Below are 24015 nucleotides of genomic sequence, written 5' to 3'. Positions count from 1 at the left end.
GTTGACTTCATACTCCTGCTCGTTGAGGGAGCGCTGACTTTCCTCGAGCACCTTTTCCTTCACGGACGGGCCTCGCGGAAAGGCAAAGTCCGCAAGAGCCTGGAGCGCCGGAGAGCTCAACACTCCGAATAGTTGCTGAGCCGCTCGGACCTCCTGTTACGAAATCAAACCTGTCGAAACCCAGCCCTTCCGGTTGAGCCTACGGCTGGACAACACTTACGAGTTCTGACCGGCTGCCCGTCTCGAGGTCCTCGGTGAGGACCAATGACTTGACCTGAGGGCAGTAATATTTGTGCTCCCGTGAGTGTTTCTCAAGCGGCGTCCAGTCGTAGACCTTGACGCAGTCGGTGTATTTGCCGGTTTTCGTGGAGACGGTCTGGCCGGTGGCGACGGTATCCCTCATGTCTTCCGCGTTGCCAATGTAGAACTCCTGCCGGTAGGAATCACCAACGCGCTGCTCGTCCTTCATCCAAATCCCGGCTTTTGCACCGTCTTTCCCATGAAGGAAGCTGCCCGAGTGGTGCAGCAGCAACCCATTCCAGTAGTTGTTCACATCTTCCCCGAAGTACCACACGTCACCGTTCTTGTGTTGTGCAAGGTAGTCTCTGGTTTCCTCCACCAGTTGCCCGTTCTTGTATTCCTTGTCCAGATAGATGACGGTCTCAAAGCCCTCTATCTGCTTCTTCTCCGGCAGGATCTCAATTTCGATCCGTTCGGTGACTCCTCCTTGGCCAGTGGTCTCGTACGTCATTTTCTTGCCGACCGGGAGAGCGAAGTATTTGTTGGTGATGTCGGTCGTGAAATCCGAGGGACTGATCTGCGGGTTGTACTCCCCGGCCCGGCTCCTTTTTATGTTGTCGTTGTAAAAAAACACCGCCCCGCCGGCAACCAGAAACAGGACGAGGACACCGAGGAATATTTTGGTTCGTAGAGCCATGCCCTTCCCACTCCTTCTGAGTAGAAATTTCTATAAAGGGTCAGAGCAACGATGCTTGCCCATGGCCATAGCAAAAAGGTAGTGCAGTTCGCCCGGAACCAGAACCCACCAATGGAAACAACGCGTGGGGGACCAAATGCTCGACGTGAAGCGCATCTACTCGACGGCCCGGTTGCTCCTGTTCAGCAGGATGTTCGACGGCGTGCTGGCCGCGGCCGCGCTCGGCCGCAACCGGCTCTTACTGGACTGCCGACTCTGGCGCCTGTTCACCAACTCGCGTATCGGCCTGACGGTGGACAAGCAGCCATTCGTTGCCCTCCCGCCGATAGATGTTCGTCGTGCGGAGGGCCACGTCGTCCAGATCGGCCCCTCCCGCAACCCGAACCCTAAACCGCTCGATCAGCACCACGTAGGCAAGATCTCCGACCACGACCGTGGCAACGTTCTCCATGGACACGACCGCACCGTCACGGTAGATCGCTGCCGCCTTGGCGATGCTGGCCGCGACGTTGTCCCACCCTCGGGAAACGCCGCCCAGGGGGTTGGCCAGGGTCACCTCGTCGTTCTTGGCGAACAGATCCTGCGACGGCGCAGGATCGCCCTTCAGGATCTCGTCAAGCGCGGCACGCAGACGCTCGACCACGCCATCGAAGTTTGAAGCAACCATCACCCTCACCACTCCCACAGGACCACGCCTTCTGGCGCTGCCCCCAGTATGCACCTCAGCGTCCCGATAGCGCCTCCGTTTCAGAACGATGCGCCCTCCGGACCCGTCCCGTTTCACGGATGCCGACTGCAGCACTGCGGGTCCCCATGTTCACCCCGAAATTATGAAGTGTATGGAGCCAATGAAGGCCGGCAGGGCTGCGAGCACGGCCAGCACGATGAACGCAGTCAGGGTAGCCCGGTCACGGTAGCCGGGCCAGATACATCGTGCGGCATGGGCTTCGGCCGAACAGCAAGTATGCCGGCGGTGAGCGTCGCCAGACATAGCGGAACGGGATACAGCGATGCGGCGGCAGCCACAAATGTGGCCGGAAGTGCCAGCAGGAACATCCATCCTGCCCACCGCGGAAGGAGCTCCTGGCGCCGGGTCCACACTCCAAGGAGCAGGGTTCCCACGAGCACCGACAGGAACCCGAGCAGGAATATTAACCACGCCCACATGCGGGCATTGTCCGCCTCGTAGGGCAGATGGCTGAAGAGCCTGAATTCGGCCACGTTGCCCGCCATCATGAGCGCAAATCCGAGAACTACTGAGACGGTGGCAGTGAGTCCCAGAGCGGGTTCCGCTCGGGTTCTGTAGCGCAGGAACAGTCCGATGAAGCCGCAGGCCATGAGGGCGAAAGCGAACACCCAAAGCTGCGAGTTGGCCTCGTAACGGTCATATTCGGCTGATCCCGGCGGCCCCCAACCCCCAGCCATCAGAACCATAAGTGAAATCCAGGCGACGGCGCCGATTATGCCGAGCCAGCCAAGAGCTGAAGGGACCCTGTACATCCGTGTCTTCTCTCCAAGAAGAGCGAAAGAACCGTGGCCGGCAATGGTACTCAGCAGCGCCCTTGCCGGGAAGACTGTCTAGACCTTCGCCGCTGCTTTCCTCGCGGTCAGGTCGAATACCCTGAAACCCGCGGTTAGCCCAAGGGCCACTACCGTGACCGCGGTATTCAGCCAGAAGTTCGAGACCCTCCTGACCGCGGTCGCGCTCCCGGGTGTGCTCGTGCTCGTCCGCATCGGCCATCCGACGTGTGCCACTGGTATCGGTCGGCGCGGAGGCGTAGCGTCGGTTTGAGCAGATGATCGCCGGAGGATCCGCTCGGCGCTTGTACGGCCCTGAGCCGTTGAAGTCGATCCTTTGAAGGAGCAGGGATGGCTGGATGGAATGCCGACACTGCTGCAGGTTCGCCAGGGCCAGGCGCAGTCACCCTGGTGGAAGGCGCATGCTTCTGCATCTCCTCGGCGAACGGCGACATTCATCCGGACTACCCGCACGGGGTTTTCTATGAGGACACCCGCATCCTGTCCGGCTGGCATCTGACCGTCAACGGAGCCCCACTGGAGCCACTGGCGGCTAAAACCAAGGAACCGTACCGGGGCCTGTTTGCCGGCCGCGTCCCCCGCCCGGATGGGCACGCGGACAGCCCGCTGATTGTCGAACGCCTCCGCGAGGTCGGCGCCGGTATCGTGGAGCAGATCACCGTCAGAAATTACGCGCCGGTCCCCGCCGAATGCGTGGTCTCCCTCAAAGTCGACGCGGACTTCGCTGACCTGTTCGAGGTGAAGGAGGCGCGCATCCAAGGGCGTTGGAACGAATCCCGTCAAGCCGACGGCGACGCGCTGACCATCCGGGCCGTCTGGCAGGACATTCGGAAGGGCGTCGTCGTGTCGGCCAGCCGCGCAGACGCCACACCCGAAGCCCTGACATACCGCACCGTGGTCCCACCGCACGGACAATGGAGCGCCACTGTAAGCGCGGTGCCCACAGCAGACATGTCAGGTCCGGCGGCGCAACCGTTTGTTCGTTCGGACGCCGGCGGACTCTCTCCGCGCGACCTCCGCAGGCAGGAGTGGGTGTCAAAGATTCCAGTGCTGCGCATGGGCAATCGCTCCATCGAGCGGACGCTTCGCCGCAGCTATGACGACCTTGGGGCACTTCGCATCGAGGACCCCGACCACCCCGACCGGATCGTGGTGGCCGCCGGCGCGCCCTGGTTCATGGCCCTGTTCGGCCGGGACTCACTCTGGGCATCCCTCATGGCGCTGCCGGTGGATCCGTCACTGGCCTTCGGCACCATCCAAACCCTCGCCGATCGCCAAGGCAGCGTGGTCGATGAGATGAGCGAGGAGGAACCCGGGAAGATCCTGCACGAGGTCAGGCTCGATGTCTCCAGCGGACTGGCGCTGGGCGGCAAGTCCGCCTACTACGGCAGCATCGATGCGACCCCGCTGTTCGTAGCCTTGTTCGGCGAAGTCAGCCGCTGGGGATTCGCCCCGGAAACCATCTCCTCCCTGCTGCCGCATGTTGACCGGGCGCTGGACTGGATCCGGGACTACGGCGACAAGGACGGCGACGGCTTCGTCGAATACCAGCGCCTCAATGACCAGGGGCTGATCAACCAGGGCTGGAAGGACTCCTGGGACGGCATCAACTTTGCCGACGGCAGGATGGCCGAGCCACCAATCGCATTGTGCGAGGTGCAGGCCTACGTCTACAGCGCCTACATGGCGCGGTCCTGGATAGCCTACGACGCCGGCGACATGGCCCTCGCGGCCGAGTACCGGGAGCGCGGGGGGCAGCTAAAGAAGCAGTTCAATGAACAGTTCTGGCTGCCCGACCGCGGCTACTACGCCATCGCCCTGGACGGCCGCAAGAAGCCGGTGGACGCATGCGCCTCCAACATGGGGCAATGCCTGTTGTTCGGCATCATCGACGAGGACAAGGCCCCGCTGGTGGCGGAACGGCTCATGTCCCCGGAAATGTTCAGCGGCTGGGGTGTACGAACCCTGGCCAGCGACATGGGCGCCTACAACCCCGCAAGCTACCACAACGGATCAGTGTGGCCCCACGACAACGCGATCATCGCCGCGGGACTCCTGCGCTACGGCTTCGCCGAAGAGGCACAGCGGATCTCGACCGCCCTCTTTGAGGCGGCCGAGTACTCGGAAGGACGGCTGCCGGAATTGTTCTGCGGCTTCAGCCGCGAGCACTTCGACGAACCCGTCCCCTATCCCACGGCATGCTCGCCGCAGGCCTGGGCCGCCGCCACGCCCATCCAGCTGGTGAAGAGCCTGATGGGCTACTACGCCGACGTTGCCCGCGGCGGCCTCTGGCTGGACCCCGTTCTCCCGGAATCCTACGGCGACCTGCACATCACCAACGCCCCCATGGCAAACAGCAGGATCACCATCGACATCTCCGGATCCGTCGCGACCGTTCAGGGACTGCCCGAAGGGATGTTGTTCCACCATGGCATCCGCCCCTGGGCGTCTGACCTGGCGGAAAAGGCGAACCAAACAGGTGATCAGCATCGGCCTGCTCCTGGCTAACCGTGTGATTGCCTCTGGAACAGAGCAGCGGTCCCTGCCCCAAGGATCAGGATGACCGACAACCACAGCCCGCCTGCTATCCCCCATGAACCGTCGGACATCGCTCCCGAGATAACAGGGCCAATGCCCTGGCCTACGCTGAATGCGACGGTCTGGGCAGCAATTCCGGAAGTACGTGCTTCTGGAGGCAGGCTCCGTTTGGAGAGAACGGCCGCAGCGGTCGGGCCAGCCATAAACGCGCCTCCGAATATCACCGCTGAGATCAGCGCTGCCGTCAGTCCCGACCCGACGAGGACTGGCAGCAATCCGAGAAGAACAACGAGCGAGACCAGCGCCAGCGCCCGGGCAGACGAAAGGCGGTCGATGATTTTAGCCCACAGGAACAAAGTGGACGCGGCTGAGGCGAGGCCAAGAGTGATGAAAAATATGGTTGCCGGCCAACCTGAGAGGCCCTGAGCATTAAGGAGTGCAATGATGAAAGTCATGTACGAGACGTAGCCGGCCCCATAGAGCAGATTCCATGTGAAGGCCGGAACAAGGAAAGCGAGGGATACCCTCCGCCCGGTTCGTTCTGCCGCCGTCTCGATTTTGCCCGACGCCATGCTGGCTGGAACCAGAGCCAAGGCGGCTGACGCGCCCATGACGAGCCAGCCTACCCGCCAACCCGGGTTCCCCAGCCAGGCCAACACGACCGGAACAAGGATTCCGGCGAGTACTATGCCGACTCCCACCCCGGACATGAAGATTCCTACCATCTTTACTGACTGTCCCGCCGAAGACGTAGGAATTCGCGATGCCAGGCCCGCACCAACGACGAAGAGGACAGCGGTAGCGACGCCTCCCACAAACCTGACGATGGCAAGATATGTGAATTCTCCACTCACCGCCGACGCGACAAGAGTCAGGGCACTGATGGCAATCCCCCATATGTAGGCCTGCCGGCTGCCAAACCTACGCCCCCACCAGGCGCCGCTTGCCGACCCAAGAATGTATCCCGCCGCGTTGGCGGTGTTAATTCCTCCTGCAGTCGCATACGACCAGTCCAGATCAGACTTCATGGCGGGGAGTAACAACGCATAGGCGAACCGCATGAACCCCAGTGCAATGACGGGCCCGACGGCGAGCCCGAGCGCCAACAACGGGGCATTGTGGGGACTGCCTAAAGCCCTGCCCGAAGACGTCCGGACTGGTGAATCGATTTGGTTTTCCACGAGGGCCTTCCAGAACTACTCTGTTTCCTACTCTTATGGCGGGAGAGACCAAAGTCCTCGGTCTCTCCCGCGGTAATCATCGTGCCAGGCCGGTCAGACCGAGCTTTCGCATTCTCTGACGGGATGATCCTGGGAGTCCTGCAGCCAGCCGGCCCAAGCCTCGTGATTAATGTTGGTTTCACCGCCAGCCGAGAGCCCGTGGGTCGGCCATTGCGGCAACGACGCGATGCCCGAGGTGTGGCCGTCCGTTGTCACAGCGTCCTCAGCTCCCTCTTCATAGAAGGTTGCAAAGTCCGTCACGCGTTGCCGCGAGGTGGCGAAACTGTTCAACCGGTGTGATGCGTCCGCATAACCCAGGGATAGTCCGCAGATGATCCTGTGATCGTCTGCGATTTCCAGGTGGCTTCTAATGACCGGGTAGTAATCCAGGAACGAGGCTTGGGGGCAGGTGTCGAGTCCTGACGCACGAGCAGCAAGCATCGTAGCCTGCAGGAACAGACCGGCGTCGATGAGCGCACTGTCCAGCTGGTGACGGCTGACGGTGAGGAAGATGCCGACGGGAGCTCCAAAGAACTCATAGTTGCGTCGGTGATGGGCGTCCCTGCCAGCAAGGTCCGTGAAGTCAATTCCCAGCGTTTCGCCGTAGAGGCCCTGGCCGAAATCGCTCCGCCGGGACAGGAAGGGTTCCACCCATTCGTCCGGGCGTGGCTGATAGTCGAACTCGCACCTCTGGACGCGTTCTCCGGCGTCATGGGCCTGCAGGAGAGCTGCAGTTAGGCGGTCCTTTGCGGCACCGGAGAGAACGTGGACCTGCCACGGTTGCCCATTCGAATTGCTGGCTGAGCGAGAGGCAAGCTCCAGGATCCTCTCAACGGTGCTTCTAGAAACCGGCCTCGGCAAGAAAGCACGTACGCTGCGCCTGCTCAGCAGGGCCTCCTCGACACTCATCCGCTGTATGGCGAGGCGGGTCACCGTGCCGCACACGTCCCCGCACTTGCATTGGCACATCGTTCCCTCCGCCTAGTAGCTGGGCGTGATGTCGTAGGAGATGCGGCCGGCGGGCAGGAAGAAGAGTGCGATCAGCGCTCCGCCCTTAACTTCCGGGTAGTGGTGGCTGCCGGGTCCTGGAGCTGTCCATCCCGGTCCTGACCACCCGTTGGGCCCTGCGAGCCTGGCTTCGGGATCGAGGGGGACCACGAGGTTCAGCTCCCCGTAAGGGTGCTGGTGGTAATCGCCGCGGTAGGGCTCGACACTGTTCATGTACACCGCAGTGATGCTGAAGTAGTTGAGTACATCGCTGGGATCAGCGAGGCGGCTCCGCCTGTAGTTCGGACCATCAACTTCGATGTTGGCCGCCCAGCCGTCGCGGACGCCCTCAGTGATCATCCGGGAAAGATCCTCAAACAAAGGGGTGCCTGGACCATAGTTTTCGTTCAGCCAGGTTTCGAGTTCACCGCCGGCGGTGCGGTTCTTGACTTCGTCAAGGAAAGGGATGCTCCGATTGATGAGCTCCTGAAGTGCGTTCATGATTAGTCTCCTGTTGGTACTCGCCAGCTTGTGCTGCGATGCAATAAAGCTATCCCGAGGTTACGTTACAGTCAATAGCTGTAATTAAACCTTATTGCCTGATCTGCCGGAGGTGGCTGTCGAAGAGCAGTGTCTTCTGTTACGTTGAGAGTTCGTAACGTAACCTAATTTCTGGAGGTTGTAGGTGGCCACGAAGCCAGCGGACCGGACCTCGGACGAAAGTGCCGCGGCTGAGGTTTCCAAAGGCGGCAGACCCAGAGATCCTGCCGTTGACGAGGTCATTATCAAGGCGACCCGCCGTCGGCTTGTTCTGGACGGATACTCCAAGATGACCCTTGGCGACGTTGCGGCAGATGCCGGCGTCACCCGCCCCACCCTGTACAGACGGTGGCCTGGGAAGTTCGAACTGGTGGTCGATGCCTTGGACTACGGCTTCCGCGAGCAACGGAACACTTACCCGAACCTTAATTTGGATGAACTTCCGCCCTTGGAGGCCTTGACTGAGGCTGTTCGCCGGTTGGATCCCACGTATTTCAATCCCGATGCGATGATCCTCATGGGAAACTTCATGGGCGAGACCAACCGAACCCCCGGGCTGATGGCAATTCTCACCGAGCACGCTGTTGAACCACGGGTGAACCTCCTGGAGCGCACGCTGGCCAGCCTTCAGGATCGGGGCGCAGTCAAACAGGGAATCGATAAAAGCACCATTGCCTCAATGTGCTTCGGCAGCTATTTTGCCGCGTTCCTGCGCGCAGATACAGATAAGGCCGGCCTGGCCGAGAAGGTCGTGCGGGCCATATGGCCAGCCATCGCTGCCAACCCCGGCTAGGGGCTCTGAGCGCGGATGCAGAACCGACTGCCGGCACCAAAAGCACTCCAGGCTGCCCCTTCTCTTTTCCGGCATGAGTCGGGGCCGGTTTCTTTCCCTAACAGAACCGGCCCCGCCCATGCCAGCGCTTAGCGGTGCATGCGCCCCAGAACCAGGACGCTGACTCCTGCGATCACCAGGGCCCCCGCCATCACCAGGAAGACCTGCTGAGGGGCGATTCCACCGCCGAGGGCAACACCCACCAGCAGAGGCCCAGCAATTCCGCCGAGGCGTCCCATACCCAGGGCCCATCCGACTCCCGCCGATCGCATGTGGGGCGGGTAGAGAACAGTAGCGAGCGCTATCACGCTCATTTGACCACCCGTGACGCAGGCTCCTGTGAAGAACGCCGTCACGAGCAGCATTTCGGCTCCCGCGCCCAATACGGCGCCTAGCGCCACGACAAACACGGCACCTAGAAGGTACACGGCTCCGAGAGTGCCGAAGGGGTTGATGCGGTCCATTGCGGGACCGATGGCCGCGGCTGCGACGATTCCCCCTATCGTTGTCAGCACTGTCGCGGCGATGACGATTTCCGGAGCCCGGCCGAGGGAGCCGACGATAGTGGGCAGCCAGCTTTGAATTGAATAGAATGCGGCAAGATTTGCTACGAAGGCCAGCCACAACAGGATTGTGCTGATTAGCCACTTGCGGCGAAAGAGCTCGGCAACCTGCGTTTTGGCCCTTTTTGACGCATGATTTTCCCCATCGTTGACGATGTTCGCTGCCGCCGGAAGATCCGGCTGAAGCCGCTGCAGGATCGCGCGAACCCTCCTTTGCCCGTCCACTTCCCTCAAGAGGAAGCGCGGTGACTCCGGAAGGTACCGGATGAGGAACCCAAGCAGAACAAGCGGCACAAGGCCCCCAATAACGAACATCATGCGCCACCCCAGCAGCGGAATGATGAAGCCCGATGAGATGCCGGCAGCCACAAATCCCAAAGCAAGCCAGCAGTAGATGAACATCACGAAGCTCGAACGCCGCCGTTTAGGGGCGAACTCGCTGGTCAGGGACACAACACTCGGGATCACGGCCCCAAGGCCGGCACCGGTCAGGAACCTAAAGGCAATGAGATGGTTCGGCTCCATTGCCAGGGCCGACGCTAACGTAAGCGAGCCGAACATGGCAGTGCACACGATGACAACCCGTCGGTTGCCAACCCTGTTCGCCAAAGGTGAGAGCACAAGATACCCAACCATGAGACCGACAATTGCGGCAGAAAGAATGGGTCCCAGTGCAGCAACCGGCAGGCCCCACTCTTTGGCGATTACCGGAGCGGCAAAACTGATCGACTGGGTATCAAAGCCGTCCAGGAACATGACGGCACCGGACAAGAAGAGAATGAGGTAGTGGAAGCGACCGAGGGGCCGGTTGTCGATTACGTCCGTCAGACGAACTTCTTCGTTCTGGAGCTGAGGATGCAGGGGCGGGACATTCACGGATATCGCACGCCTTTCTTTGGTTTCTAGTCGGAGGTCCGCCCGCAGGATCGGCATCGGCACATCCAACGGGGTATATCGATGCGCCAACGAAGAGCACATGTGATACGGACAACACCAAACTAGGCTAGAGTTAAGTTACAGTCAATACTCGTAACTTAACCAAGCGAGTCGCATCCTTATCCACTACTACCCATTGATCGAGGAACCCATGACCAGTTTCGACCTAGCTCTCCTGGTACTCAGGCTCGGCATCGGCATCACCATGGCGGTTCACGGATACGCCAAACTCTTCCTGGGCGGGAGGATATCCGGCACAAGCAAATGGTTCAGAAGCCTTGGCATGCGCCCAGCTGCCTTCCATGCGTGGTTGGCCGCAGGCACTGAAATTGCGGCAGGTCTTGCCCTTGCCGCCGGCCTCCTGACTTCTCTCGCCTCAGCTGCATTTGTGGCACTCATGCTGGTAGCAGCGTGGACCGTCCACCGCCAAAAGGGCTTCCTCATAACCTCCGGAGGGTGGGAGTACACCTTTGTCCTTGCAGTCGCGGCGATTTCCATAGCAATCACGGGGCCGGGACATATGAGTCTGGACTGGCTGATATTCGGTTCGCCCCTTCTCGAAGGACTGCCTGGGCTTTTCATCTCCGTAGGAGTTGGCGGTGTTGCCGGAGTCGGACTCCTTGCAGCCTGCTATCGGCCGCCGAAGAACATCCCCGCCTGACGCTGGCAGGATCGGCCCTTCTGCGAGATCAGAAGCACCACGGAAATGACATTGAGTATCCCCCGTTCCGCTAATTCTTGGGCGCCTGCCCAAGAACCAGCGGAATACAAAATCTTCATTTACAGGAAAGGACGGGACGCCATGACCAGCACAACAACGGCGGCGCGCACGAATATCGGCAGCAGGCACCAGGAGCTGTACGGAACACTCATCAGGCTGGCTGGGATGTCAGACCAGGCGGCACTGGCCGAGAACCTCCCTCCTCTCCTCATCGAACTGGTCAAGATACGGGTGTCCCAGATCAACGGGTGTGCCTACTGCCTTCGGATGCACACGGCTGACGCCATTGGCAAGGGAGAGAGCCCCGAACGGCTCAGTGTGTTGCCCGCCTGGAGGGAGACGAGGTACTTCAATGAGCAGGAGCGCTCGGCCCTGGCCTTGGCCGAGTACGTCACCATGATCAATGTCTCGCACTCCAACGTGGGCCAGTACGAGTCCGCCGCGGAGCACCTGACTCCGGGACAGCTGTCCGCCCTCACCTGGGTGACCATGTCGATCAACACTTTTAACCGCGTCGCCATCAGCAGCGCCTACAAGGTGGCCCCAACCAACGACCCTGAGCAGCGGATTTCTGCCCGTAGCTGATCTTGCGCCGGTATGAGGCCATGGCGAAGACGAATCCCGTCGCGTGCGCAACAGGAGAGACTGGAACGACGGCGGCTCGCTTACGATGCTCCTATGGTCGTCAAACGGGGCTGCGGCGCACTGATAGGAGTCACCGACTCGCGCCCGCTGGAAAACACCGCCACTGGTTAGCGATTACGTCTCCTTGGCTAGACGTGTCGCTGTGTCACGCCAGGGAGCCTACGGCAGCTTCAACGGCAGCCACGAGAGATTGGACATCGGTTTCGGTGGTGTCCCAGGAGCACATCCACCGGACTTCGCCGCGTGCTTGGTCCCAGTCATAGAAGCGGAAGGATTCCCGGACTTCCGCAGCTGCCCCGGGTGGAAGGACGGCAAAGACGCCATTGGACTGTGTTGATTGCGTCAGCGAGACGCCGCTAATGGCCGAGATCCCTTCGCTGAGACGTTGAGCCATCTCGTTGGCGTGACTGGCGGACCGCAGCCACAACCCATCCGCTAGCAGGGCTATCAGTTGCGCAGAGACGAAACGCATCTTTGAGGCAAGCTGCATGTTCATCTTGCGCAGGTAGCTCATGCCTGGGTCGGACTGTGGGTTAAGCCAGATAACGGCTTCGCCGAACAGCAGCCCGTTTTTGGTGCCGCCAAAGGACAGGACGTCGACACCAACGTCGGTGGTGAATGCCCGCATAGGAAGCCCGAGGTGTGCTGCAGCGTTGGCCAGCCTTGCTCCGTCCAGGTGCAGTTTCATTCCCTTCGCATGGACGTGCTCAGCAATCCGTTGGATTTCTTCCGGCGTGTAGCAGGTGCCGAGTTCGGTGGTCTGGGTGATCGATACGACCAGCGGTTGCGCCCGGTGCTCGTCTCCCCATCCCCAGGCTTCGGCGTCGATCAATTCCGGAGTGAGTTTGCCATCCGGTGTGGGGATCGCGAGGAGCTTTATTCCGCCAATGCGTTCCGGCGCGCCGTTTTCATCGGTATTGATATGCGCTGTTGCTGCGCAGATGACAGCGCCCCAGCGCGGGAGCAGGGCTTGCAGGGCAAGGACGTTGGCCCCTGTTCCATTGAAGACCGGATATGCGGCAGCAGTTGTCCCGAAGTGGGACTGGATGACCTCTTGAAGCGCCGCTGTGTAGACATCTTCGCCGTATGCGGTGACGTGGCCTTCGTTGGCTGCCTGAACTGCTTCGATGATTTCGGGGTGAGCACCGGCGTAGTTATCCGAGGCGAAGCCCCGGTATGCCGGGTCGTGCAGGCGCCCCGCGAGTACCTGCGGGACGCCTGCTTTGGTATCAACGCTGACGCTCATGCCGGTGCACCCACGAACTGGCCAGCCGTGAGGGGCAAGCGCTGCCCGTTGATCTGTTCTGCCTCGAGGTCGAAGATCCGCTGTACAGCGTCGGCAAGGACACTGACATGGGTGAAGCCCGGAAATTTCCGTTCCGGCTGGGCTGCGCGCATCCGGTCATCGACCAGAGCCTTGACGACGAAGACCAGGGCGGCTGAGTGCTGAGCGGAGAGGGGGCTTTCGTTTCCTCCCTGCAGCTGCCGGAATCCGTCGGCCACGGCCAGGGTCCATGCCTCGGCGGCGGACTTGACGGCGGCATAGGCGGCGCCGTCCGCTGTCGGCGAGGACGCGGACTGTGCGGAAACGATGGCCAGGCGACCCACAGGGGAGCTAGCCAAGTCATCGTAAAACGCATGGGTGGTGTTCCTCAGGGTGGTGAGGACGCTGGTGTGCAGGAAGTCCCAGTCTTCATCCGTCTGGCCTTTAATGCCGGCACCGCCTCGCCACCCTCCTACAAGATGGATAAGGCCGTCCACGGGACCCAGATCGTTCCGGACAGACGTCGCCAAGTCCTGAACGGCTTGCAGGTCCGCGAGGTTGCAGACATAGCCCGTGACGTTGTCGTACGCTCCCGAGAGCTCCTGCACTCGGTCCTCAAGAATGTCCACGGCGGCCACGCGTGCCCCTGCTTGCGAGAGGGTGCGGACTACCGCGACGCCGGCAGCGCTTGTCGAACCGGCGACGACGACCGTACGCCCCGAGAGGTCCTGGCTCATGCGCCCGCCTCGCCTTCAGTCTTCACAGGGCTCTTACCGGTGATCCCGGCGGTTGATTCAATGACCGAGGACATCTTCTTCTCCAGTGCCTCGTAGAACATCGACAGGGGGAATTCGTCATCGAGGATCTGGTCCGTCAGGCCCCGGGGAGGGCCGTCGAGCGGAAGGGCCTCCGGTCCCTTGGCCCACACGGAGGCCGGGTGGGGGGTGAGGGTTTCGGAGACGAGCTCGTAGGCAGCCAGCCAGTGTGCGGCCTTCGGCCGGTCGATTGAACGCCAGTAGAGTTCCTCGATGCGGAGACCCAGCTCGACGACCACGCCGGCGACGTCCTTCCAGTCGATGCTCAACTTTCCATCGGTCCAGTGCAGGACCCGGTGCTGGTGCATCCAGGCGAACAGCAATTGGCCGCCCACGGCGTCGTAGTTACGGACCCGGTTCCCGGTAATGGCGAAGCGGAAAATGCGGTCGAAGATCACGGCGTACTGGACCAGCTTGGCGTGCTTGCGGGCGTCCTCGGAAGCCGTTTCGTCCCGCTCTATGAGGACTGATTCGCGGAAGGCGGTCAGGTCACAGCGGAGCTCCTCCAGGGAGTACAGGAAATACGGCATCCGCTGCTTGATCATGAACGGGTCAAAGGGCAGGTCACCGCGCATGTGGGTCCGGTCATGGATCAGATCCCACATCACGAAGGTCTTCTCCGTGAGGTGCTGGTCGTCGATGAATTCCGCGGCGTCAGCCGGCAGGTCCAGGGAGGTGATGTCGGCAGCAGCTTTCAGGACCCGACGGAACCGGGCAGCTTCGCGGTCCGCGAAAATGCCTCCCCAGGTGAAGGAGGGGGTGCTCCGGACCGCTACGCTCTCGGGGAAGAGAACTGCGGAGTTCGTGTCATAGCCGGGCGTGAAATCGACGAAGCTGATGGGGACGAACAGCTTGTTGGAGTAGTTTGCTGCCTCCAGTTCAGCGACGAAAGACGGCCAAATGACCTCGATGAGGACGGCCTCGAAGTAGCGGTTGGTGCTGCCGTTCTGCGTGTACATGGGGAACACAACCAGGTGCGGCAGCCCATCGATGCGCCACTGCTCGGGGTGGAAGGCTACCAATGAGTCGAGGAAATCCGGTACGACGAAGCCCTCGGACGCCCAACGCTGGAAGTCCTGCACGAGCAGTTCAAGGTAGTCCGTGTCGTGGGGGAGGTGGGGGCGCAGCTCGTTGATTGAGTCAGTAATGATGCCGACATTCTGGCGGGCCTGGCCATGGTCAGCGGGTTCCGGAACGGAACCGTCCTGCACTTGAACCTGCTGCAGTCCGATGACGGCTGCCTTCAGAGCCTGCCATGCCGGGAGCGCCTTGAGGTCTTCTGCCCGGGTGGTTGTCACTTCCGGGTTTGCGATTACAGACATGCTTCATTCCTTCCGTTGAGGGGATCCCTGAAGAAGCTAGCAGTGCGTAAGCATACGTGAAGGGTTCTTTCCTTATGCATAAGAAATACTTTTGCTCGGGGCCGTCTCTTCACTGCTATGCCTGCGCCTGACCTTAAGGTCGGGTGTCTTTAGGACATCCCAGAAACGGCGCATCACGATTGAATAGGCCCGCACTATCGGGACGATCCGAGGTTCAACTCCTGCCACTCGTGCCGATCAGTGGATGCCTTGGCAGTAAGGCCGCACCGGCGCTTCCTCTGGGGCGAGACGCCGATCGCCTGCCATAGCAGATCGTCAGGGCTGCTTACTCACCGGGCGAAATCAAATCAGCAACTCTTACGCTCAAATCCGGTAATCCATGCCTATTCGTAAGCACTTGACCCGCCGGACGTGCAACATTCGCCACGCCAAAGGTCGCTTCCTTCACGTGTGTTAGCTTGATCACCATCCTTCCCGGCCCGGGGGCTCCGGAAGGCTCAAATCCATCGCAGCTACCTTTTCGGAGGCACCATGGGACTTGGCTCCCACACGCAAATAACTGATCGGGCTATTGCTCCCGGCACCCCTGAAACCGGTCTTTGCTCCGGTTCAGGACTGTTTCTTAGCTCGAGGTCCACCGCGCAGGCAGGACCTCGCGGGACCGTTATGGCCGACCTACTCGACACAGCAGTCGCAGAAGCCTGCACCGGTCGAGCCGCTGGCGGCACCAGGAACCCGACCCGGCTCGCATTGATACCCCTTGGTGGTGTTGCATGACACCAATGACTGGAACTTCCACAGACATCAAACCCGATGAAACAGCACAACAGCGATCCTCCCTTGCGATAGGGGCAGATCGGGCCTCCGGCGAAACCACCAACGAACTCAAGCGCGGGCTAAACAACCGCCATCTGCAGATGATCGCAATCGGCGGTGCGATCGGTACCGGGCTGTTCGTAGCCTCGGGCAGCACCATTTCCCAGGCGGGTCCCGGCGGTGCGTTGGTCGCCTACGCGCTGGTCGGGCTGATGGTATTCCTGTTGATGCAGTCGCTGGGCGAGATGTCGGCCAAAATTCCGGTCGCCGGTTCTTTCCAGTCCTTTGCCACCCGTTTCGTCTCCCCGTCCTTTGGGTTCGCGATCGGCTGGAACTATTGGTTCAACTGGGCCATCACGGTGGCCGCCGAGCTGGTCGCGGCCGGCATCATCATGGATTTCTGGTTCCCGGGGGTCCCAGGATGGGTGTGGGCCGGGATCTTCCTGCTGGTGCTGACCGGGCTCAATGCCCTCTCGGCGAAGTCCTTCGGTGAGTCGGAGTTCTGGTTCTCCCTGATCAAGGTCAGCGCAGTGGTGCTCTTCCTGATCGCCGGCGTGCTGATGATCTTCGGCATCCTCGGGGATAACTCTCCGGGACTGAGCAACTGGGAACACCGCGATGACGTGTTCCACGGGGGTTGGGTCTCGATCATCTCGGTCTTCATGGTTGCCGGGTTCTCCTTCCAGGGCACCGAGCTCGTGGGTGTCGCCGCAGGCGAAGCCAAGAACCCGCGCCGCGAAGTGCCGAAGGCTATCCGCACTGTCTTCTGGCGCATCATGCTTTTCTACATTGGTGCCATCTTTATCATCGGCTGCCTGATCCCGTTCACCGATCCGAGCCTGCTGGCCTCCGGCGAGTCCGATATTGCAGCATCGCCGTTTACCCTGGTCTTCTCGCGCGCCGGAATCGCCTTCGCAGCGGCCTTGATGAACGCCGTGATCCTGACCGCAATCCTTTCCGCGGGCAACTCCGGACTGTACGCCTCCACCCGGATGCTTTACGCCATGGCTCATGACGGCATGGCCCCGAAGATCTTCGGGCGAACCAATGCGCGTGGCGTGCCGATCCCGGCGTTGCTGGCGACCGCGGCCGTGGGACTCTTCGGGTTCCTCTCCGCGATCGTCGGTCAGGGCGCGGCCTACTCCTGGCTGCTGAACATGTCAGGCCTGTGCGGCTTCATCGTCTGGGCGGGAATCGCGGTCTCCCACTACCGTTTCAGGCGCGGCTTCCTGGCCCAGGGAAACAAAGTCAGCGACCTGCCGTACAAAGCATCCCTGTTCCCCATTGGTCCACTGCTGGCCTTCGCCCTGCTGATACTGGTAATCGCGGGACAGAACTACGAGGCTGTGCTTGCCGGACGGACCATGGAGGTGCTTTCCTCCTACATCGGGTTGCCGGTCTTCGTCGTCCTATGGGTGGCTCACCGCTTCATCACCAAGTCCAGCGTGGTGCCGCTGCTCGAGATGAATCTCATGGCACCTAAGGACCTCGAGGACGAACCCAGGGGCGGTACCCAGTGACCATGCTGCGCGGGGCTACCCCCCACATTGCGGGCCCCGCGGTAGCAGAGGGCCAGAAGGGCTAGAACGAGGAATCTAGACCATAAAAGAGGGAAGCCGGCTGAAAATTTCACCCGGCTTCCCTCTATACGGACCCACCATGGCCCCTGCTGGGGATGACATCAGTCCATCTACCAGGCAAGGCTACGCCCCTAGCAAGGTGGCTGCCGAGCTGGCGGCTCTAGCCTCAGGTCTCCCAGGCACGTCAGGTTTTTGCTGAGTCACGCCGGCTCAATACCTTTTCCAGTATTTCCGTTTTTTGTCGGAGGACGCAGTCGGCGTCGGCGAGCGCCGGGAGCTCGCGTGAGCGCTTAAACTCCCTGCACCCTGGCCTGAACCAGGTTGGCGAAGGGCAGCTTTCCGTAGGTGCTTATGAATTCCGCCTGATAGGCGGCTGCAGCAGCATTCACCTCGGCTGCTGCCAACTCCTTCCACGCAATGACCAGTGATTGGGAGTCGCTGAGTTGCCAAATGAGCCGCCCGTCCCAATGGCCAACAGGCTTCCCTCGGCCGAAGTCAGCGAACTCCTGAATGCGCTTTCGGAGTCCGCGGTTGCCGGTGCTTCCGGGACCTGCTTTCCCGATGTAGAGGACCTCCGCGTTGTCAATCCACTCCGCCTCCAACGCGGCTGGGAGCAGGGACGGGTTCCGCTTCTTGAACCGGCCTCCTGCGCTCTTCGCAAGGAACAACCGTTGGAAGCCCTCGGGTTTGAGCACTGCATAGATTCCGGGGGCCTGCGGAACCCGGTTGATGTCCAGCTCTTTGAACGATCGGAAGCCGGTGAACCCGTCTTCTTTCAGCGTCTGTTTGTTGATCTGCAATGGGAATTCCTTAGTTCGACACGTCATGAACGTCGCCGTATCGGGCTCCAAGACCCCTCGGTTCGGCTTCGACGAAGCCAACCCAAGTCCAGATCCGCTCCAGAACATTCTGTCGCTACCGTCGCCCAGATCGCCAGCCGGGCTTGCCGGCGCGGGCTTTCTTCGTTGTAGGGTCCACCCCCGACTTGTCCAACAAACGCATACGACTTGTTAGGCTGGAATTCCCCAAAGACCAATAAGCGAGGCATAAAGTGCACGAGGACGCCGTCCGGTTCCTGTCCCAGCCGGTGGAGGCCCAGCCCGGCTCACCGCTCAGGGTTGCCGTGTACTCCCGGATCGCTGAAGCCATCCGCAACAACCTACTGCAGCCCGGCTCCATGATCCCCACCGAGACCGAGCTGGGCACCGACATGAAGGTCAGCCGCACCGTGGTCCGCGAAGCCCTGATGCTGCTCGAGGAGGACGGCCTCATCCGGGCCCGGCGCGGCGTCGGCCGGTTCGTCTCCGACACCCTCCCCCGGATCGGCATCGAACGCATCCGCCCCTTCGAGGAAGTCCTCGGCGGTCCCGGCCACCAGGTCCAGATCAAGCGCATCCAGGTGGAACGGCAGCCCGCCTCCGAATTCGTCGCCCCCGGCGTCGGCGTCGACCCGGGCAGCGACGTCTGGCTCTGGGAGTCCGTCCTCATCCGCGACGGCGAACCCATCGCCCACCTCCAGGAAAACATCTCCGCCCTCCCGGTCAGTTTCGCCGGCCGCGCCGCCGCGCCGTTGGAAATCGACGACGACGGCGGCACCACCTTGCTCACTGCGCTCAACAAGGCGGCGGGCCGGGGACTGGGGCCGGGCGAGTGCCAGATCAGCCTGAGCCAGGTCGGTCCGAGCCGCGCCAAGCTGCTGGACCTGCGGGCCTCGGACCCGGTGCTGGTCCTCACCCAGTACGTGCGGCACGCGAACCGGCCCTTCTACCTGGCCAAATGCCTCATCGCCGACCGCGCAGGCCACCTCTCGGTGATGCAGTCCCTCCAGTCCTAACGCAAAGACTCCGCCGGACTGAGCCGGCGGAGCCTCTGGCTACGGCTCTGACTAACGGACGGCTTTGTCTGCGTTCACGCGGCCCTTTGCCCAGAAAGTGCCCGTGCCAGCAATCTTGTCGGCGGTTGATTCCACGATGGTGCGCACTGACGTGTTCGTGGCGCCCGGGTGCGAGCTCCAGGCGAGCGCGGCGGTCGCGGCGACAATGGCCGAGGACATTGAGGTTCCGTTGCCGACGTCGTAGCCGAAGGAGCGGTTGTTCTGTGTGGCGAGAACGAACGGGTGGTTAGGGAAGGTTGAGTAGACATTGACCCCGGGTGCCGCGATGTCCACCCAGCTGGCGCCATATGTTGAGAACGACGCCTTGGCATCCCGGTTGTCGGTGGCGGCCACGGCGATGACGTTCGCGTATGCGCCAGGGTAGATCTTTGTCTGGTTCCCGCCGTTGCCTGCTGCGGCAACCAGCACCACACCCTTGCTCCAGGCGTTGTTGACAGCCGTTTCGAGGGTGCGTGATGCCCGCACCCCGATGCTCATGTTGATGACCTTTGCGCCATTGCTGACGGCCCAGTTAATGCCATTAGCCACGGCCGAGCTGGAACCGACCCCGTTGTCGTCAAGCACCTTGCCGGCCAGGATGGTACAGCCTGGGCACGTTCCAGCTACACCAATGGTGTTGTTGGAACTGGCGGCGACGATGCCGGCCACATGGGTGCCGTGGCCGTAGTTGTCTTCATTGGTTGCCGCGCCGCTGAAGTTGGCCCGCAGCACGACCTTCGGGTTGATGTCGGGGTTGTCGCTGGCGACACCTGAATCGAGAACGGCCACTTTGATGCCGCTGCCGGTCGTCACGTTCCACGCCTCGACCGCGTCCACATCGGCATCTGCTGTGCCTGCGGGCAGGGTGAGCGTACCGGCGGTATTGGTGAACGATTGCCCCGTGTTTTGCAGTGCATATTGGCGGGGAAAATACTGGTCAGCTGTGGAGGCAGTAACCACCTCGTCCGGTTCGGCATACTCAACCGCCGGGTTCCGGCTCAAAGTTTCGATGACTGAGGATTCGTAGCCCGCCGGTACTTTGACCACGTGGGCGCCGGTGCTCCCGATGTCGGCGCCCTCGCTCAGGGCGTGCTGGCGTAGGACGCCGGCCGCCGCGCCATTGTCGCGGAACTTGACGATGATGTGGCCCGTGGTCTGCTGCGGCTCCGTTGCCGCGTTGCTCGGGACAGCTGGGGTGATCGCACCAAGACCTAAGACAACCGCGGCGAGGCTGGCTATAACAACTTTTTTCATACCGAGCATCTTGCTCCAATCTGCGCATGCTAGATAGCGTCTGCCGGAAAATTACCCGCTTTGCCTCCTAGATGCAGCTGGGCTGGTAGGCCGGATCAGCAGGTCCGGAAGCCTGTCCCAGGGCGTGGGCCACGATCTGGTGCACCACGGGGTCGTTCGGCGTCTGGTCGTGTTCGACGACGTCGGCCGGGCATTTGTCCTGGACGGTGATGTTCGTGACTTGCCGTGCCGGGCCAGCAAGGAACTGGCTGTTGTAGGGAATGACCACTTCGTCGTGGACCGTGGAAATGACGGTGTAGGACGGTCCGGCAACGGTGTCACCTATGGAGTTGAGCTTCTGCATGAAAGCCGATCCTGCCTGCTGGTCGGCGCACGCAACACAGCCCAGGCCGGTGTAGTCCGGATCCGGGACGACACTCGGCGGCGGGATGATCACACCTTCCGTGCCGTGGTTGGAGGGAGCGATGCCAATGAGCTGGTGGACGTACTTGGCTCCGCCGAGAAAGCCCATGTAGTAGCGGGGCATCATCCCGCCCTGGCTGTGGCCCACGAGCTCAACTTTCTTCGTCCCGGTGGCAGAACGAACAGCATCCACGAATGGGGCGAGTTCCTGCGCGGATTCGGCCACCGGTGCGGTGGCATACACCCCGCTGGTCTCGCCGTAGTTGAGAGCGAAAACGCAATATCCGGCACGCTTGAGGTGAGGCGACAGCGTGGACCAGTTCTTCTCCATGCTCTCGAACGTTCCCGGCACCAGAATGACCGGATAAGGGTGCTCGGCGGTCGGTTTGCAGGACCAGTCGTTAGCTCCTGGCGGTGAAATTTCTGTGCCAGCCGCCTGGGCGGGAGCCACGGCCAGGGAGCTTGCAAGCATGGCGACGGCGGCGATGGACAGGGTCTTGGCAAGCAGTGACATGGAAACCTCGTTGTTCGTGTGTCAGCGATTGGGCCCGGCGGCAGGTCTGGTCGTTGCGGCGACCGGGCGCTGGCTGGGTATTGAAATGCTAGGCGGCCGGCACGTCCGTGCTGCCTTGACTGCACAGACGTGCGTGAATCCCGGTTGCGCGACGCAGCCACCCCGGCATGGAAGTCCACCCCGCTTGCCAGGTGGTTACTGGCCAGTAGTTTTACCCACAAGGATGCGGCCGGCGAAACATCGCAGATGTGCCTGCACAAACGTTCATTGACGCGACAACGTGAGTCCGACGAAAATCACGGGACGTCGGATGCTGCAACTGAAGAGCTCTCCGGCGAGACCAGGAATCCGTGGAGCAGTGAGGCCGTTCCCTGCAGGTGATCCTGGGTTGCCCGGTACGCTTCGTCGGCATCCCCCCGGAGTATTGCGTCGATAATCTCCTGGTGCTGCCGGTTGGAATGCTCAAGGTTGGGCTCCAGGAATGGGATGCGATCAAGAAGATCACTGACCCTGGCGCGGGTATCCGCAACAGCGGCGACGAGGCTTGGCGATCCACTGACTTCTGCGATGGCCACATGGAACCGTGCGTCCTTCGGCCTGTACAACTCCACTGGGGCTGCTGCGACATCAGCCAGGGCATCCAGCAGATGGCGCCGCTGCCGTGGCGACAGCGCGGCCTTGGCGGCGAGGGAAGCGGCCGCCGGTTCCAGTACGGCACGGAAGGTGAGAACGTCGTTCACTTCGGCAGGGTCAAGATCGGCGGAACCCCCAAGTCCGCCGACCCTTCGTTCAGAGACGTAGGTGCCGCCCGACCTGCCGCGGCGGACTTCCACATACCCGGCCTTTTGAAGCTCCGCCAGGGCATCTCGGAGCGTTGCCCGTGACACGCCCAGCAACTCTGAGAGCTCTCGCTCGGCGGGCAGCTTCTCGCCTACGCCAAAAAGCCCCAGCTTGATGTGCTGCAGCAGCCGTTCGATGGTTTCCTCGAAGGCGTTTCCGTGCCGTACTGGACGTATAAGCCTCGCGGGAGCCCCAAGTGCCTCTTCCATGACCCCATCCTAGTCCGGTCTGAAAAAATGCCTATGGTCCGCGGGTGATTGCGTCCAAACCAAGTCGATTCTTCACGAGGACTCAGCAAAACCTTGACGCAGAACGGTGATGTACCCCACACTGGCTAAAGACTTTTGGACTAATTACAGACCATTAAGACCCTTGAAAGAAGGGAAATCTCATGTCATCACATCCCACGGAGCAGCCTGTCAACGACGACGAGGGCTATCTCCATCACCGCCAACTCAAGCGGGGAGCGGCTGGGTGGGTCCTGCTGGCGGGGCTCGGTGTTGCTTACGTCATCTCGGGTGACTTCGCCGGCTGGAACCTGGGCCTTGCCCAGGGCGGCTGGGGCGGGCTCCTCATCGCTTTCATTCTCATGGGCATCATGTACACGTGCATGGTGTTCGGACTGGCCGAACTCTCGTCTGCGCTTCCGACCACGGGTGCCGGCTACGGTTTTGCACGCAGGGCGCTCGGCCCACTTGGAGGCTTTGCCACCGGCGTAGCAGTACTGATCGAGTACGCCGTTGCACCCGCGGCCATCGCGACCTTCATCGGCGGCTACATTGAGGCCCTCGGCCTGTTCGGCCTCACCAACTCCTGGCCTGTTTATCTGGTGACCTTCGCGGTCTTCGTCGGAATCCATCTGCGCGGAGTCGGTGAAGCGCTGAAACTGATCTTTGCGATCACGGCAATCGCCGTCATCGCCTTGGCCGCCGTCGTCATTGGGCTCGTACCGCATTTCAACGCGGCAAACCTCTTCGACGTCGTGCCGGACGGTTCCCCGACCTCCAGTGCTTTCCTCCCCATGGGCATCGGCGGTGCGGTCGCAGCCCTCGTCTACGCCATCTGGTTTTTCCTGGCAGTCGAAGGTGTTCCGCTGGCTGCCGAAGAGACAGCGGACCCCAAGAAAGACATGCCCCGCGGCATCATCGTGGCCGTTGTGATTCTGGTGGTCTTCGGAGCACTCATGCTCGTCCTGGTTCCCGGCGCAGCAGGGTCCGAGGCGATGGGAGTCTCCAATAACCCGCTGCCGGAAGCGCTCCGCCTGGCGTACGGGGGCAATACCGTCCTGGCTGACTTTGTGAACTATGCAGGCCTGGCGGGGCTGGTGGCCAGCTTCTTCTCCATCATCTATGCCTACTCCCGGCAGCTCTTCGCCCTGTCCCGAGCCGGGTACCTTCCCAAGTGGCTGTCATTGACCGGCAAGAGGCGTACCCCGTACTGGGCGCTCATCGTCCCCGGCGCCCTCGGATTCGTCCTTGCGGCCACCACGGGCAACGGTGCCCTGCTCATCAATATCGCGGTCTTCGGAGCGACAGTCTCGTACGTGCTGCTGAATCTTTCCCACATAGTCCTGCGGGTAAAGGAACCCGACCTTCCCCGGGGATACCGGACCCCAGGAGGTGCGGTCACCACAACCATCGCCCTGCTTCTGGCTGCTGTTGCCGTCGTCGCCACCTTCGTCGTCGACGTCATGGCGGCGTCCATCACCGCCGCAGTGTTCGCCGCTGCGCTCCTTTACTACTGGTTCTACAGCCGCCACCGGATTGTGGCAGGGGCGCCCGAAGAGGAATTTGCACAACTCGCGGCAGCCGAAGCCGAACTCAGCAACTGAAACTTACTCTCCGGCTCAATACAGCGGAGAGCACGGATTACGTCCA

At 61.6% G+C, this 24015-nt stretch carries 21 protein-coding genes; 7 read left to right on the top strand and 14 right to left on the bottom strand.

Going from position 1 to position 24015, the window contains the following annotated elements; all coding sequences use genetic code 11:
* Positions 1 to 199 precede the first annotated feature (199 nt).
* The 3 genes from QFZ23_RS06600 to QFZ23_RS06590 all read right to left on the bottom strand — a co-directional run bounded on the left by QFZ23_RS06600 (position 200) and on the right by QFZ23_RS06590 (position 2362).
* Positions 200 to 937 carry a hypothetical protein gene (locus QFZ23_RS06600; protein ID WP_306921464.1) on the bottom strand — a complete coding sequence of 246 codons (738 nt, stop codon included), beginning with the start codon at positions 935 to 937 and terminating at the stop codon, positions 200 to 202.
* 238 nt (positions 938 to 1175) lie between these two features.
* On the bottom strand, positions 1176 to 1604 hold the full coding sequence (locus QFZ23_RS23690; protein ID WP_373427855.1) for a YybH family protein: 429 nt from the start codon (positions 1602 to 1604) through the stop codon (positions 1176 to 1178).
* Between the two features lie 227 nt (positions 1605 to 1831).
* Positions 1832 to 2362 (bottom strand): hypothetical protein, encoded by a 531-nt coding sequence (locus QFZ23_RS06590; protein ID WP_306921460.1) that lies wholly within the window; start codon positions 2360 to 2362, stop codon positions 1832 to 1834.
* 444 nt (positions 2363 to 2806) lie between these two features.
* On the opposite strand from QFZ23_RS06590, the gene QFZ23_RS06585 reads away from it, so the two are divergent.
* On the top strand, positions 2807 to 4984 hold the full coding sequence (locus QFZ23_RS06585; RefSeq protein WP_306921459.1) for an amylo-alpha-1,6-glucosidase: 2178 nt from the start codon (positions 2807 to 2809) through the stop codon (positions 4982 to 4984).
* Here QFZ23_RS06585 and QFZ23_RS06580 read toward each other — a convergent pair.
* The 3 genes from QFZ23_RS06580 to QFZ23_RS06570 form a co-directional block, all read right to left on the bottom strand.
* The gene (locus tag QFZ23_RS06580; protein WP_306921457.1) at positions 4981 to 6195 is read right to left on the bottom strand and encodes a YbfB/YjiJ family MFS transporter; all 1215 of its coding nucleotides are present in this window, start codon (positions 6193 to 6195) and stop codon (positions 4981 to 4983) included. The genes QFZ23_RS06585 and QFZ23_RS06580 overlap by 4 nt on opposite strands.
* A 93-nt stretch (positions 6196 to 6288) precedes the next feature.
* On the bottom strand, positions 6289 to 7143 hold the full coding sequence (locus tag QFZ23_RS06575; RefSeq protein ID WP_306926713.1) for a nitroreductase: 855 nt from the start codon (positions 7141 to 7143) through the stop codon (positions 6289 to 6291).
* A gap of 72 nt (positions 7144 to 7215) precedes the next feature.
* Entirely contained in the window at positions 7216 to 7722 is a 507-nt protein-coding gene (locus QFZ23_RS06570; RefSeq protein WP_306921455.1) for a DUF4863 family protein, read from the bottom strand.
* 184 nt (positions 7723 to 7906) lie between these two features.
* On the opposite strand from QFZ23_RS06570, the gene QFZ23_RS06565 reads away from it, so the two are divergent.
* On the top strand, positions 7907 to 8554 hold the full coding sequence (locus tag QFZ23_RS06565; protein WP_306921453.1) for a TetR/AcrR family transcriptional regulator: 648 nt from the start codon (positions 7907 to 7909) through the stop codon (positions 8552 to 8554).
* Between the two features lie 128 nt (positions 8555 to 8682).
* Here the strand turns inward: QFZ23_RS06565 and QFZ23_RS06560 are convergent, their stop codons facing one another.
* Positions 8683 to 10032: an MFS transporter gene (locus QFZ23_RS06560; protein WP_306921451.1), complete on the bottom strand. Its 1350-nt coding sequence runs from the start codon at positions 10030 to 10032 to the stop codon at positions 8683 to 8685.
* Positions 10033 to 10243: 211 nt separating this feature from the next.
* Here QFZ23_RS06560 and QFZ23_RS06555 point away from each other — a divergent pair, with 211 nt between their 5' ends.
* Positions 10244 to 10753 carry a DoxX family protein gene (locus QFZ23_RS06555; protein WP_306921450.1) on the top strand — a complete coding sequence of 170 codons (510 nt, stop codon included), beginning with the start codon at positions 10244 to 10246 and terminating at the stop codon, positions 10751 to 10753.
* Between the two features lie 141 nt (positions 10754 to 10894).
* Positions 10895 to 11398, top strand: coding sequence for a carboxymuconolactone decarboxylase family protein (locus QFZ23_RS06550; RefSeq protein WP_306921448.1), 504 nt, complete (start codon positions 10895 to 10897; stop codon positions 11396 to 11398).
* A 205-nt stretch (positions 11399 to 11603) separates the two neighbouring features.
* On the opposite strand, the gene QFZ23_RS06545 is transcribed toward QFZ23_RS06550, so the two are convergent.
* Genes QFZ23_RS06545 through QFZ23_RS06535 form a run of 3 tightly spaced genes read right to left on the bottom strand, consistent with a single transcriptional unit; the run spans position 11604 to position 14859 of the window.
* The gene (locus tag QFZ23_RS06545) at positions 11604 to 12704 is read right to left on the bottom strand and encodes a threonine aldolase family protein (protein ID WP_306921447.1); all 1101 of its coding nucleotides are present in this window, start codon (positions 12702 to 12704) and stop codon (positions 11604 to 11606) included.
* The gene (locus QFZ23_RS06540) at positions 12701 to 13459 is read right to left on the bottom strand and encodes an SDR family NAD(P)-dependent oxidoreductase (protein ID WP_306921446.1); all 759 of its coding nucleotides are present in this window, start codon (positions 13457 to 13459) and stop codon (positions 12701 to 12703) included. The genes QFZ23_RS06545 and QFZ23_RS06540 overlap by 4 nt, the downstream gene beginning before the upstream one ends.
* Positions 13456 to 14859 (bottom strand): DUF6421 family protein, encoded by a 1404-nt coding sequence (locus QFZ23_RS06535; RefSeq protein WP_306921445.1) that lies wholly within the window; start codon positions 14857 to 14859, stop codon positions 13456 to 13458. The genes QFZ23_RS06540 and QFZ23_RS06535 overlap by 4 nt, the downstream gene beginning before the upstream one ends.
* A gap of 773 nt (positions 14860 to 15632) precedes the next feature.
* Between QFZ23_RS06535 and QFZ23_RS06530 the strand changes: the two genes are divergently transcribed.
* Entirely contained in the window at positions 15633 to 17195 is a 1563-nt protein-coding gene (locus tag QFZ23_RS06530; RefSeq protein ID WP_306921443.1) for an amino acid permease, read from the top strand.
* A gap of 350 nt (positions 17196 to 17545) precedes the next feature.
* On the opposite strand, the gene QFZ23_RS06525 is transcribed toward QFZ23_RS06530, so the two are convergent.
* Complete coding sequence (locus QFZ23_RS06525; RefSeq protein ID WP_373427923.1) at positions 17546 to 18082, bottom strand: hypothetical protein; 537 nt, start codon at positions 18080 to 18082, stop codon at positions 17546 to 17548.
* A 224-nt stretch (positions 18083 to 18306) separates the two neighbouring features.
* On the opposite strand from QFZ23_RS06525, the gene QFZ23_RS06520 reads away from it, so the two are divergent.
* Positions 18307 to 19089 (top strand): GntR family transcriptional regulator, encoded by a 783-nt coding sequence (locus QFZ23_RS06520; RefSeq protein ID WP_306921439.1) that lies wholly within the window; start codon positions 18307 to 18309, stop codon positions 19087 to 19089.
* A 51-nt stretch (positions 19090 to 19140) separates the two neighbouring features.
* Here the strand turns inward: QFZ23_RS06520 and QFZ23_RS06515 are convergent, their stop codons facing one another.
* From QFZ23_RS06515 to QFZ23_RS06505, 3 genes are all read right to left on the bottom strand, one after another.
* Positions 19141 to 20382 (bottom strand): S8 family serine peptidase, encoded by a 1242-nt coding sequence (locus tag QFZ23_RS06515; protein ID WP_306921437.1) that lies wholly within the window; start codon positions 20380 to 20382, stop codon positions 19141 to 19143.
* 67 nt (positions 20383 to 20449) lie between these two features.
* Positions 20450 to 21298 carry an esterase/lipase family protein gene (locus QFZ23_RS06510; protein WP_306921436.1) on the bottom strand — a complete coding sequence of 283 codons (849 nt, stop codon included), beginning with the start codon at positions 21296 to 21298 and terminating at the stop codon, positions 20450 to 20452.
* Between the two features lie 296 nt (positions 21299 to 21594).
* Positions 21595 to 22347, bottom strand: a complete 753-nt coding sequence (locus QFZ23_RS06505) for a FadR/GntR family transcriptional regulator (RefSeq protein WP_306921434.1) — start codon at positions 22345 to 22347, stop codon at positions 21595 to 21597.
* A 182-nt stretch (positions 22348 to 22529) separates the two neighbouring features.
* On the opposite strand from QFZ23_RS06505, the gene eat reads away from it, so the two are divergent.
* Positions 22530 to 23969, top strand: a complete 1440-nt coding sequence (gene eat, locus QFZ23_RS06500; RefSeq protein ID WP_306921433.1) for an ethanolamine permease — start codon at positions 22530 to 22532, stop codon at positions 23967 to 23969.
* Positions 23970 to 24015 lie beyond the last annotated feature (46 nt).

Origin of the sequence: Arthrobacter globiformis, assembly GCF_030818015.1 — a bacterium.
Lineage (GTDB): Bacteria > Actinomycetota > Actinomycetes > Actinomycetales > Micrococcaceae > Arthrobacter > Arthrobacter globiformis_C.
This window is presented reverse-complemented; position numbering and strand designations above follow the sequence as displayed.